The 11528-nt window shown below is 72.6% G+C and carries 13 protein-coding genes; all 13 read left to right on the forward strand.

Going from position 1 to position 11528, the window contains the following annotated elements:
• Positions 1-51 precede the first annotated feature (51 nt).
• The 13 genes from ABEA33_RS13490 (at position 52) to ABEA33_RS13550 (ending at position 11491) form a co-directional block, all read left to right on the forward strand.
• The gene (locus ABEA33_RS13490) at positions 52-582 is read left to right on the forward strand and encodes an RNA polymerase sigma factor (RefSeq protein ID WP_345527306.1); all 531 of its coding nucleotides are present in this window, start codon (positions 52-54) and stop codon (positions 580-582) included.
• Complete coding sequence (locus tag ABEA33_RS13495) at positions 579-1199, forward strand: KOW domain-containing RNA-binding protein (RefSeq protein WP_345527307.1); 621 nt, start codon at positions 579-581, stop codon at positions 1197-1199. Before ABEA33_RS13490 ends, ABEA33_RS13495 begins: the two co-directional genes overlap by 4 nt.
• A 13-nt stretch (positions 1200-1212) precedes the next feature.
• Positions 1213-1764 carry a nucleotidyltransferase family protein gene (locus ABEA33_RS13500; protein WP_345527308.1) on the forward strand — a complete coding sequence of 184 codons (552 nt, stop codon included), beginning with the start codon at positions 1213-1215 and terminating at the stop codon, positions 1762-1764.
• Positions 1761-2615: an endonuclease/exonuclease/phosphatase family protein gene (locus tag ABEA33_RS13505; RefSeq protein ID WP_345527309.1), complete on the forward strand. Its 855-nt coding sequence runs from the start codon at positions 1761-1763 to the stop codon at positions 2613-2615. Before ABEA33_RS13500 ends, ABEA33_RS13505 begins: the two co-directional genes overlap by 4 nt.
• A gap of 13 nt (positions 2616-2628) precedes the next feature.
• The gene (locus ABEA33_RS13510) at positions 2629-3525 is read left to right on the forward strand and encodes an AAA family ATPase (RefSeq protein ID WP_345527310.1); all 897 of its coding nucleotides are present in this window, start codon (positions 2629-2631) and stop codon (positions 3523-3525) included.
• On the forward strand, positions 3522-4646 hold the full coding sequence (locus ABEA33_RS13515; protein ID WP_345527311.1) for a vWA domain-containing protein: 1125 nt from the start codon (positions 3522-3524) through the stop codon (positions 4644-4646). The genes ABEA33_RS13510 and ABEA33_RS13515 overlap by 4 nt, the downstream gene beginning before the upstream one ends.
• Positions 4639-5841, forward strand: a complete 1203-nt coding sequence (locus ABEA33_RS13520) for an XdhC family protein (protein ID WP_345527312.1) — start codon at positions 4639-4641, stop codon at positions 5839-5841. Before ABEA33_RS13515 ends, ABEA33_RS13520 begins: the two co-directional genes overlap by 8 nt.
• Complete coding sequence (locus tag ABEA33_RS13525; protein WP_345527313.1) at positions 5838-6194, forward strand: cupin domain-containing protein; 357 nt, start codon at positions 5838-5840, stop codon at positions 6192-6194. Before ABEA33_RS13520 ends, ABEA33_RS13525 begins: the two co-directional genes overlap by 4 nt.
• A 2-nt stretch (positions 6195-6196) precedes the next feature.
• The gene (locus ABEA33_RS13530) at positions 6197-7258 is read left to right on the forward strand and encodes an alpha/beta fold hydrolase (protein WP_345527314.1); all 1062 of its coding nucleotides are present in this window, start codon (positions 6197-6199) and stop codon (positions 7256-7258) included.
• A 141-nt stretch (positions 7259-7399) separates the two neighbouring features.
• Entirely contained in the window at positions 7400-8209 is an 810-nt protein-coding gene (locus ABEA33_RS13535; RefSeq protein WP_345527315.1) for an LPXTG cell wall anchor domain-containing protein, read from the forward strand.
• A gap of 77 nt (positions 8210-8286) precedes the next feature.
• Entirely contained in the window at positions 8287-9513 is a 1227-nt protein-coding gene (locus tag ABEA33_RS13540) for a transcriptional regulator (RefSeq protein ID WP_345527316.1), read from the forward strand.
• Between the two features lie 44 nt (positions 9514-9557).
• The gene (locus tag ABEA33_RS13545; RefSeq protein ID WP_345527317.1) at positions 9558-10949 is read left to right on the forward strand and encodes an FAD/NAD(P)-binding protein; all 1392 of its coding nucleotides are present in this window, start codon (positions 9558-9560) and stop codon (positions 10947-10949) included.
• Between the two features lie 71 nt (positions 10950-11020).
• A complete protein-coding gene (locus ABEA33_RS13550) occupies positions 11021-11491 on the forward strand; it encodes a (2Fe-2S)-binding protein (RefSeq protein WP_345527318.1) in 471 nt (156 codons plus the stop codon).
• Positions 11492-11528: the final 37 nt, after the last annotated feature.

Genomic DNA, 11528 nt, shown 5'->3' on the forward strand with positions numbered 1-11528 from the left:
TTCGGCCTATCGAAACTCCAGACTCGACCGGCCTGTGTGAAGGTGGTGCCCGTGGACGAGAGCCGACGCGAGCGCTTCGAGGCGGTCGCCCCGGAGCTGATCGAGCCGTTGCGGCGCTTCCTCGCCCGGCGTACTGACGCGGCGACCGCCGACGACGTGCTGGCGGAGACCCTGCTGGTGTGTTGGCGGCGGGTGGCGGAGCTGCCGGAGGAGCCGTTGCCGTGGGCGTACGGCGTGGCCCGCAACTGCCTGCTCAACGCCGAGCGAAGCGTACGCCGCCAGGAGCGGCTGGCCGCCAAGATCGCCACCGTCGACCCGCCATTCGAGGCGGCACCGGCGCCCGCAGAGGCGGACGGCGACCTGGTCGTAGCGCTCGCGGCGCTGCGGCCCGACGACGCGGAGCTGCTCCGCCTGTGGGCATGGGAGCAGCTGACACCGGCCGAGATCGCGACCGTCCTCGACATCACCGCCAACGCCGCGAGCATCCGACTGCACCGCGCTCGCGAGAAGCTCAAGGACCAGCTGCGAAAGACCGCGGGCGCTGCCGGACATGAAGGGTCGAGAGAGGGGAGAAGGCCATGAACGACGAACAGCTGCAGGCGCGGCTACACGCGTCCGACCCGGCCGCCTCCCTCCCGCCGGCCGCCCCGCACGAGGTGGCCCGACTCCTGGAGGACGTCATGGCCACCGAGCTCACCACCGAGAGCCGCGAGACCGGCACCCGCAACCGTGGACCCCTGACCTGGCTGGTCGCGGCCGCCGCCGTCCTGGTGATCGCGGGCGCCGGAATCTTCGGCGTCCGCGCGCTGACCGGCGACGACGCCACACCGACCGCCGACGATCCGGTGGTGGGCGCCACCCAGCTGGAGGTCTCGGCACCCGCTGGGAATGCCAAGTGCATGGTCCCCAACGCCGAGACGCTGGCCTCCGTCGACATCGCTTTCGACGGGACCGTGACGGCCATCGACGGTGACCGGGTGACGCTCATGCCGAGCAAGTGGTACGCCGGCGGACCGACCGACACCGTCGAGGTGACGGCGCCGAGCGATCAGCCGACGGATGCCGGGTTGGGCTTCCAGTTCAGCGCCGGCGAGCGCTACCTGGTGTCGGCACGTGACGGCCAGGTCAGCGTGTGCGGCTTCTCGGCGCCGTACAGCGACGACCTCGCGGCGATCTACGCCGAGGCGTTCCCCACCTGATATGCAAAGAGCGATGCACGGACTCCTGCTCGCCGCCGGCGCCGGCTCCCGGATGGGGATGCCGAAGGCGCTCGTGCGCGCCGACGACGGCGAGCCCTGGCTGCTCCGAGGGATCCGGGCGCTCGTCGACGGCGGGTGCACGCGGGTCACCGTCGTGCTGGGTGCATCGGCCGAGGAGGCGCTGCCGCTGCTCGAGGGCTCCGGCGCCACCGGCATCGTCGTCGCCGACTGGGCCGACGGCATGTCGGCCTCCCTGCGGGCCGGGCTGGCCGCGCTCACGGTGACCGACTCCGACGCCGTCGTGGTCACGCTCGTCGACCTGCCAGACGTCGGGCCCGACGTCGTACGCCGGCTCCTCGACCCGCCGCCCGGTCCAGCCACCTTGAGGCGCGCGTCGTACGACGGCCGGGTCGGCCACCCGGTCGTGATCGGCCGTGACCACTGGGTCGGCGTGGCCGACGAGACCAGTGGAGACCGGGGTGCGCGCGGCTACCTCGCGACCCACGACGTCGAGGTCGTCGAGTGCGGCGACCTCGCGAGCGGGCAGGACGTGGACCGGCGGTGACCGCCCTCGCTCGTCTGGTCGCCCTCGTGCTCGTGGTGGCGGGTGGGGTCTGCGTGTCCGGCGCTCCGGCCTCGGCGGCGGACGACCAGGTGCGGGTGGGCAGTTTCAACATCGACCGCGACCGCGGGCTCCAGTCCTGGCGTGGTGCGGTGCGCAAGCTGCGCCGCGAGGTCGACGTGGCCGGGCTCCAGGAGGTCAGCAGTGCGGCCAAGCGGCGCTTCCTCGCGAGCGGAGACTGGGGGTCCTACGGGCGGACGCCCGGACGGGACGAGAACCCGGTGATCTGGGATCGCGCCGAGTTCAGCAAGGTCGGCGGGCGAGCCGCACGGATCGCGGATCGACAGGGTCGCCTGCCGGCGTCGTACGCGACCGTCGTCCGGCTCGAGCACCGCGAGTCGGGCCAGCGGTACGCCGTCCTCAACGTCCACCTCATCTGGGGCGCCGTCGAGGACGGCCGCAAGGTCCCCGGCCACCGTGCGCGCTACCGCTACTACGTCGCCCAGGTCCGCGGCCTCGCCCGAGCCGTCGCCGACGAGCAGCTGAAGGGGGGAGCCGAGGTGCTCGTTGTCGGTGACTTCAACGGCGACCACGCGGCAGACCGGGTCGCGCGACACGACGACCTCCCCGCGGTCCGGCTCGGTGCGCACGGGCTCGTGTCGGCGTGGGACAGCCGCGCCGACCTGCCCGAGGGCGGCGGCTCCAGCACCGTCGGGGCCGGCTACATCGACAACGTGTGGTCGCGCCAGCAGGCCGCCTCCGTCCGCGCGCTCCGGCTGTCCGGCGGCCAGCACCATCCGGTGGTGGCGACGTACGAGGTCGTCGGAGCCAACCCTGCCCCAACTGCCCCCTGAGTAGCCTGGGGAGATGGAGCCGTTGATCCCCGCCGACCTCGCTCCGAACGATCTTGCCCAGCGACTCGGCGCGACCGGCTACCTGTGCGACGACGCGCTCGCGACCGTCACCTATCTCGCGCTCAAGATGCAGCGCCCGCTCCTGCTCGAGGGTGAGCCCGGCACCGGCAAGACGGCGCTCGCTGAGGCGATCGCGGAGTCCCTGGGGCTGCCGCTGGTGCGGCTGCAGTGCTACGAGGGCATCGACGCCACGCAGGCGCTCTACGACTGGGACTTCCCACGGCAGATCCTGCACCTGCGGGCGCTCGAGGCCGCGGGGCGTGCGGACGACCAGAGCGTCGAGGAGGCCGAGAAGAGCCTGTACGACGCCCGCTTCCTGCTCGCCCGTCCGGTGCTGCAGGCGCTGCAGCAGAGCCCCGCCGTACTCCTGGTCGACGAGGTCGACCGGGCCGACGACGAGTTCGAGGCGTTCCTGCTCGAGGTGCTCTCGACCTACCAGGTCTCGATCCCCGAGCTCGGCACCGTGCGCGCAACGACCCCGCCGATCGTCGTCCTGACCTCCAACCGCACCCGCGAGCTCCACGACGCGCTCAAGCGTCGCTGCCTCTACCACTGGATCGACCACCCGGGCCTCGATCGCGAGGTCGAGATCGTCCGCTCGCGCGCCCCCGAGGTCTCCGAGGAGCTGCGTCGCCAGGTCGTGTCGATCGTCCAGGCGCTGCGCGACCGCGACGACCTGCAGAAGCCGCCCGGGGTCGCCGAGACGCTCGACTGGGCGCGCGCCCTGAACTACCTCGGCACCGCCGAGATCGACCTGGCCGCCGCGTCGGCGACGCTGGGTGCGCTAGTGAAGTACCGCGAGGACGCCGACCGGGTGCGGCACGCGCTGGAACAGATGCTGCGGGCATGACCGTGGTGGAGCGGGGTGGTGACGAGATCCTCCTGGGGTTCACCCGCGCCCTGCGGGCAGCCGGAGTGCCGGTGACGCACGACCGGGCGCACGGGTTCCTCGCGGCGGCGGCCACCCTCGGGGTGGGCGACCAGCGCGCGACGTACCTCGCGGGCCGCGCCACGCTCTGCGGCGGACCCGACGACCTCGAGCGCTATGACCAGGTCTTCACGGCGTACTTCGACAGCCGCGCCGGGCTGCCCCGACCCCGCCCCGCCCAGGCCAGCGTCCCCGGATTCGCTGGCCTGCCCGACACCGAGGCCTCCGGGGCCGGCGAGTCCGAGCAGGAGGACGAGGTCGTGCGGGCCCGCGCCAGCGACACGGAGGTGCTCCGGCACCGCGACCTCGCCACGCTCTCGGCGGCCGAGAAGCACCGACTGTCCGGCATGTTCGCGACCCTGCGGCCGCGACCGCCCGTGCGTCGTACGGCGCGACACCAGCGATGGCACCGCGGCCAGGTCGACGCCTCGCGCACGCTGCGCGCGTCGCTGCAGCGGATGGGCGAGCCCGGCGAGATCGCCTGGCGGCGCCGCGGCGTCCGGCCGCGCCGGGTGGTGCTGCTGGTCGACGTGTCCGGCTCGATGAGTGGGTACGCCGACGCGCTGCTGCGGCTCGCGCACCGGTTCACCCAGGTCGGCCGGACGGGCGGTGGCGTGGTGGAGACGTTCACCGTCGGCACCCGGCTCACCCACCTGACCCGGGCGATGCGGATCGGCGACCCCGAGCGGGCGCTGATCGCCGCCGGAGAGACCGTGCCCGACTGGTCGGGCGGCACCAGGCTGGGGGAGACCCTACGGTTCTTCCTCGATCGCTGGGGCCAGCGCGGGATGGCCCGTGGTGCCGTGGTCGTCGTCTTCAGCGACGGCTGGGAGCGCGGCGACCCGACCCTGCTCGGTGAGCAGATGGCCCGGCTCCAGCGGGTCGCGCACCGGGTCGTGTGGGTCAACCCGCACCGCGGCAAGGCCGGCTACGAGCCGGTGCAGCAGGGAGTGCTGGCCGCGCTGCCGCACTGTGACGACTTCGTCGCCGGCCACTCGCTGGCGACGTTCGCCGAGCTGTCGGAGGTGATCTCGCGTGCGTGACGTGCTGCCCGAGCTGCTGGCCTGGTGGCGAGCGGGGGAGACCGTCGGTGTCGGCACCGTGGTCGCCACCTTCCAGTCCGCGCCCCGCCCGCCGGGCGCCTCGATGCTGGTCGGACCCGATGGCACTGCCGTCGGCTCGGTCTCCGGCGGCTGCGTCGAGGGTGCCGTCTACGACCTGGCCGAGTCGGTCGTGTCGTCGGGCGAACCCGTCCTCGAGCGCTACGGCGTCTCCGACGACGACGCCTTCGCCGTCGGCCTCACCTGCGGCGGCATCCTCGACGTGTACGTCGAGAAGATCAGCCGTGAGAGCTTCCCCGAGCTCGAGGAGGTCGCCGCCGACATCGAGGCCGGCCGCCCGGTCGCCCTCGCCACCGTCATCGAGCACCCCGACCCTGCCTGGCTCGGGCGGCGGCTCGTCGTACGGCCGGACGGCCGGACGGCCGGCGGGGACGGGATAGCCACGGACGAAATGGCTGTCGACACCCCGGGTTCCACCACCGGAACGTCCGTGGCTATCCCGTCCCTCGGCTCCCCCCGCGCAGACGACGCCGTCCACGACGACGCGCTCGGGCTGCTGGCGCTGGGCAACAACGCGACCCTGACCTACGGCCCGGACGGCGAACGCCGGGGCGAGGGCATGCGGGTGTTCGTCTGGGCGTTCGCGCCGAAGCCGCGGATGCTGGTCTTCGGGGCGATCGACTTCGCCGCCGCGGTGGCCAGGGTCGGCAGCTTCCTCGGCTATCACGTGACCGTGTGCGACGCGCGTCCCGTCTTCGCGACCAACAGCCGCTTCCCCGAAGCCGACGAGGTCGTCGTCGACTGGCCGCACCGCTACCTCCAGGCCGAGCAGGACGCCGGGCGGATCGACGCTCGCACCGTCATCACCGTGCTCACGCACGACCCGAAGTTCGACGTACCCCTGCTCGAGGTCGCGCTGCGCCTGCCCGAGGTGGCGTACGTCGGGGCGATGGGCTCGCGGCGCACGCACGAGGACCGGCTGGCCCGGTTGCGCGAGGCCGGCATCGACGACAAGGAGATCGGGCTGCTCTCCAGCCCGATCGGCCTCGACCTCGGCGCCCGTACGCCGGAGGAGACCGCGATCAGCATCGCCGCCGAGATCGTCGCCGGTCGGTGGGGCGGCAGCGGCGAGCGGCTCGGCGTCCGCGACGGCCGGATCCACCGGGATCCGGCGTGAGCACTGGAGGAACCATGGAAGGTCTGTCCCTCGCGACGCTGGTCGACGAGCACCTCGGGATCGCGCGCGAGCAGGAGAGCGGGCGCAGTTCGGTCACGATCCACGGCGGTCGCGAGCACCATCTGCGCCAGACCCTGATCGCCCTCGTCGAAGGGCGCGCGCTCGGGGAGCACGACAGTCCCGGCGAGGCCACCCTGCAGGTGCTGCGAGGTCGAGTCCGGGTGCAGGCCGGGGACGAGAGCTGGGAAGGCGCGGCGGGCGACTACCTGCTGATCCCGGCCAGCCGTCACGACCTCACCGCGCTCGACGACGCGGGCGTGCTCCTCACCGTGACGAACCGGCTCGCGGACTGAGCGTGCGCGGCGGGCGTCGTACGGCGAGCGCCGCGGCGCTGCTGCTGGCGCTGTCCGTGGCCGCCTGCTCGACCGACGACCCGGGCGCCGAGTCGCCCCCGACGCCGGCCCCGACGTCGACCGCGTCCTCCGAGCCCTCTCCGGGCCCCACCCAGCCCCCCACCCCCGCCGAGCAAGGCGAGAGTCTGCCCCCGGCCACCGACACCCCGTCGCTGGCCAACCTGATGCGCGCCGACTTCGACGGCCACGGCCTGCGCGTCCTGCGCACGGAGACCCGGACCGACGCCTACACCCGCCAGCAGGTCACCTACCGCAGCAACGGCACCCAGGTGTCCGGGGTGCTGCTCCGGCCGCACGGCCGCGGACCCTTCCCGGCCGTCGTCCTCAACCACGGCTACATCGAGCCGTCGGCGTACGCCACCGGACAGGGCATGGCCCGCGAGCAGGACTGGCTGGCGCGGGCCGGCTTCGTGGTGCTGCACACCGACTACCGCGGGCACGCGGCGGGCGACCCGGCTGGTGAACGGGAGCGCGAGCTGCGGCTCGGCTACGCCCGCGACAGCATCAACGCCGTGCTCGCCCTCGAGAAGCAGCCGTACGTCGACGCCGACAAGACCGCGATGGTCGGCCGGTCGATGGGCGGCGGCGTCACCCTCAACGCGCTGGTCGCCGCGCCCGGCGTCGTCGATGCAGCGGTCGTCTACGCCAGCGTCAGCTCGAGCTTCCTCGACAACCTGCGCCACTTCACGCTGCCCAACCGGCCCGAGGCGGTGCAGGCGCTCACCGACGAGTACGGCGCGCCGCGGGACGAGCCGGCGTTCTACCGCGGCCTGTCCTCGCGCACCTACTTCGACCGGATCACCGAGCCGGTGCTCATCCACCACGGCGCCGTGGACGCCACCTGCCCACCGCGCTGGTCGCGCACCACGCAGCGACTGCTCCAGCGAGCGGGCGTCGACAGCACCCTGGTGGAGTACGCCGGCGAGGACCACACCTTCTACGCGCGCTGGCAGGAGTCGATCGTCAGGACGGTGCGGTTCCTTCGTCGCCAGTTGGGTGCCTGAACCAGCGGGATGTGACGTAGGTCGCCACCTCTGTTGACAGCGCTTGGACCGCGCGTGGAGCGCCCGTGGATCACCTGAACCTACTGTGAAGTAACAGCAGCATGGATGCGGCTGAAAAGTGGATCCGGGGGGATCGGCAACATGGCATCACAAGTTCAAGGGGCGCGGACGACTGCGCTTCGCGCCGTACTGAGCGTCCTGCTCCTCTCGTTGGCCACCATCGCCGGCGTGGCCGCCTTCCAGGGGTCCGCGCGTGCCGAGGTCGGCAGCGGCGTCGTGTCGCTCGCCTGGACCGACGGGGCCTGGACGCTGCAGCTCGCCGAGGCGCAGGCGTGGGAGGTCAAGCTCATCGACCCGTCGCCGCAGGAGATCGTATGTGGCCAGAACTACGGTCGACCGTGCGCGAGCTCGACCTACACGTTCGCGTCCCAGGCCGACTGCGTCATGGTGCAGGTCGACTGGCGGGACAACCGCTACAACTCCTCGGATCCCACGGCTTGCAAGCCGGGGGACTCCGAGACGCCGACCGAGACGCCGACTGAGACGCCGACTGAGACGCCGACCGAGACGCCGACCGAGACGCCGACCGAGACGCCGACCGAGACGCCGACCGAGACGCCGACCGAGACGCCGACCGAGACGCCGACCGAGACGCCGACCGAGACGCCGACCGAGACGCCCACCGAGACGCCCACCGAGACGCCCACCGAGATCCCGACGATGATCTCCAGCGAGCTCCCGGTGGCGCCGCCGGCGTCCACCTCGGCCTCGGCCGTACCTCCGACCGCGCCGTCCACGACGTCTGGCACCACGCCGCCTGCGGCCGTCGCCCAGTCGCCCGGCGTGCTGCCGAACACCGGCGGCGTCCGGATCGGGCTGCTCGGCCTCGCCGGACTGGCACTCGCCGGCGGCGCCGGCCTGATCCTGCTCGGACGCCGACGCACGTCCTGACCCTCGACGTTCTTCGTGTGACCCCCATCACCTGCGCGGTGCTACGTTGGCGACGACTGATGCACCGGGGGGGACCCATGGCACGCACGGAGCTGCAGACACGCAGGCTGGCGGCGGTGCGCGCCTGGACGGCGTTCGTCGAGCGCGGCGACGACGCCGGTGACCTGGTCCGCCCCGAGATCCTGACCAGCTGGGCCCGGTCGGAGGCCGCGATCCGCGCCGACGTCACCCAGGCGCCGCTCGCCGACGAGGCCGAGACCGCGGCGTACTGGCAGGGCTCCGCGCTCCAGACCGCTGTCGAGCGGGTCGAGGCCGAGCTGCGCCGTACGGCGGAGGATGGCGACCTCGTCGTCGCCATCACGGATGCGGAGACCCGGATCCTCTGGACGTACGGCGGCCGGGTGATGCGCCGCAAGGCCGAGACCGTCAACTTCGTGCCCGGCGGACGCTGGGACGACGAGTCGGTCGGCACCAACGCCCTCGACCTCGCCAACCGGACCGACCGGCCCGAGATGGTCTTCAGTGCCGAGCACTACGCCTCGATCGTGCACAACTGGGTCTGCTGGGCCGCGCCCGTGCACGACCCGGTCACGGGCGCCCAGCTCGGCGTCATCGACCTGTCGACGACCTGGGACCGCAGTCACCCGATCGGGCTGGCGACCGCCCGGGTGATGGCCCGGCTGATCGAGACCGCGATGCCGGCGCCGCACCATCCGCTCACGCGGCTCGACGAGACGTCCGAGCCCGGCCTGGTGATGCGGCTCCTCGGCACCGCCGAGACCTGGCTCGACGGCCGGCGCCTCCTGCTCAACCGGCGCCAGACCGAGGTGCTCGCGCTGCTCGCCATGCACCCCGAGGGGCTCTCGCTGGAGCACCTCCATGCGCTGGTCTACGGCGACCAGGCGGTCACGACCTCGACCCTCAAGGCCGAGGTCTCCCACCTGCGATCCTCGCTCGGCGGCCAGCTCGCCTCGCGCCCCTACCGGCTCACGATGCCCGTCTCCACCGACGTCGACCTGGTGCTCTCCCTGCTGCGCCGCGGTCGGGTCAACGCCGCAGTCGACGCGTACGGCGGCGACCTGCTGCCGGGCACGAACTCGCCGGCCCTCACCGAGCTCGCCGACCTGGTCGCCGTCGCCGTCCGCGAGGCGCTGCTCGCCGACCCGGACCCGGACGCCGTGCTGCGCTACGGCGAGCTCGCGCCGTACGACACCGAGGTCGTCGAGGTCTGCCTGACCCGGCTGCCGGACGGGCACCCCGCCGTACCCCTGCTCAAGGGACGGCTCGCCGCAGCGTCGAGGTGACGGGAATGCGTGCCTAATTAGAGTTGTTCTCTAGACTTACGAGCATGGTGGTCCTTGATCGTGCCCAACCCGAGCGCGCCGTGACCCGCTCCGACCGCGTCGCCATCATCGGCGGCGGTGCCAGCGGAGTCCTCACGGCGCTCCAACTGCTGTCGAGCTCGGATGACTCCGCGCTCTGCGTGACGGTCCACGAGGCGTCCGGCGTCCTCGGCCGGGGCATCGCTTACGGCACCTCGGACCCACGACACCTCCTCAACGTGCGGGCCCGCCACATGAGCGCGTACGCCGACGTCCCCTCGGACCTGCTCGACTGGGCGCGCCGGGCCGGCCGCGACCCCGATCCGCTCGGGTTCCTGCCGCGGATGGAGTTCTCGGCTTACCTCCAAGACACCCTCGCCGACGTGGCCGACCACCGCCTGACCATCAGCGCCGGCCGCGTCGACGACATCGTGCCGGTGGGCGACGGCTTCGAGCTGCGCACCCGCGACCGGGTCGCCACCGCCGACACCGTCGTCCTCGCCTACGGCAACCAGGCGCCGCAGGCGCTCGCGGTCGGCGGTGTCGACCTGGCCGAGCTGCCCGGCTACCTGCCCAATCCGTGGGACCTCGCCGCGATCCGCGCGCTGCCGGACGACGCGGTCGTCGTCATCGTCGGCACCGGCCTGACCGCGATCGACACCGCGATCACCCTGCTCGAGGACTCTCCTCGCCGCAGCGCCGTCATGGTCAGCCGGCACGGACTGCTTCCGCACGCCCACATCGAGCAGCAGTCCACGGCCTGGGTCAGCGACGTGCCCACCGGTGCGCTGACCGCCGACGGCATCGCCGCGCTCGTGCGCGGGCAGGTCGCGGCCGCACGCGCCCACGATGTCGACTGGCGCAACGTGGTCGACGGCCTGCGCCCGGCGACCCAGTCGATCTGGGGGCGCCTCGACCTGAGCGAGCGACGACGGTTCCTCTCGACGTACGTCCGCGACTGGGAGGTACGCCGTCACCGGATGGCTCCCGAGGTGGCCGACCGGATCCGTGGCTACCGCCGCGACGGACGGCTGATGGTCCTCGACGGCGGCATCGCCTCGGTCGAGACTCGCGGGCCGCGGAGCGCCGTACGCCTGGCCGACCTGGCGGAGCCGGTCCTCGCCGACGCCGTCGTCAACTGCACCGGGCCGCTGACCGACCTCGACCGCACCACCGACCCGCTGCTGCAGGCGCTCCGGTCGCGTGGTCTGGTGGCGCCGGACCCCCTGCGCCTCGGCCTCGACTCGACGCTCGAGGGAGAGGTCGTCGGCCGTGACGGGCGGGTCGTCCCCGGCCTGTACGCCGTCGGCCCGCCGCGCAAGGGGACGCTCTGGGAGTCGACCGCGATCCCGGAGATCCGCACCCAGGCGGCCGAGGTGTCCCGCCTCGTCCTCGGGCGGGTTGCGGCCACCCAGTAGGGCCTACCTTTCGCCAACCGCGCCTCCCTAGCGTGACCTGCACCACAGCAGGCCATCTCTAGGGAGCGTCCATGACCCGGATCAGCCTCACCGTCGACGGAGCGTCCGTCTCCGACGACGTCGAACCCCGCATGCTGCTCGTGCAGTACCTCCGTGAGCGTCTCGGCAAGACCGGCACCGTCATCGGCTGTGACACCAGCAACTGTGGCGCGTGCACCGTGCACCTCGACGGCACCAGTGTGAAGTCGTGCAACGTGCTTGCGGTCCAGGTCGACGGCGCCGAGGTCACCACCATCGAGGGGCTGGCCCAGAACGGCGAGCTGCACCCCGTGCAGAAGTCGTTCCGTGAGTGCCACGGCCTCCAGTGCGGGTTCTGCACGCCGGGGATGATCATGCAGAGCGTCGACCTGCTCAACAACAACCCGAAGCCCAGCGAGGAAGAGATCCGCCTCGGGCTCGAGGGCAACCTCTGCCGCTGCACCGGCTACCACAACATCGTCAAAGCCGTGCAGCACGCGAGCGGGCAGGAGATGCACTCATGAGCACTCCGCCAAACTGCACGCTTCGCTCGCTCCGCGC

Source organism: Nocardioides endophyticus (genome assembly GCF_039543845.1).
Lineage (GTDB): Bacteria > Actinomycetota > Actinomycetes > Propionibacteriales > Nocardioidaceae > Nocardioides > Nocardioides endophyticus.

Bases quoted from the DNA above. Each gene is read 5' to 3' on its own strand.
- ABEA33_RS13510 (WP_345527310.1), top strand. From the start codon at position 2,629: ATGGAGCCGTTGATCCCCGCCGACCTCGCTCCGAACGATCTTGCCCAG.
- ABEA33_RS13535 (WP_345527315.1), top strand. From the start codon at position 7,400: ATGGCATCACAAGTTCAAGGGGCGCGGACGACTGCGCTTCGCGCCGTA.
- ABEA33_RS13500 (WP_345527308.1), top strand. From the start codon at position 1,213: ATGCACGGACTCCTGCTCGCCGCCGGCGCCGGCTCCCGGATGGGGATG.
- ABEA33_RS13495 (WP_345527307.1), top strand. From the start codon at position 579: ATGAACGACGAACAGCTGCAGGCGCGGCTACACGCGTCCGACCCGGCC.
- ABEA33_RS13540 (WP_345527316.1), top strand. From the start codon at position 8,287: ATGGCACGCACGGAGCTGCAGACACGCAGGCTGGCGGCGGTGCGCGCC.
- ABEA33_RS13550 (WP_345527318.1), top strand. From the start codon at position 11,021: ATGACCCGGATCAGCCTCACCGTCGACGGAGCGTCCGTCTCCGACGAC.
- ABEA33_RS13515 (WP_345527311.1), top strand. From the start codon at position 3,522: ATGACCGTGGTGGAGCGGGGTGGTGACGAGATCCTCCTGGGGTTCACC.
- ABEA33_RS13545 (WP_345527317.1), top strand. From the start codon at position 9,558: ATGGTGGTCCTTGATCGTGCCCAACCCGAGCGCGCCGTGACCCGCTCC.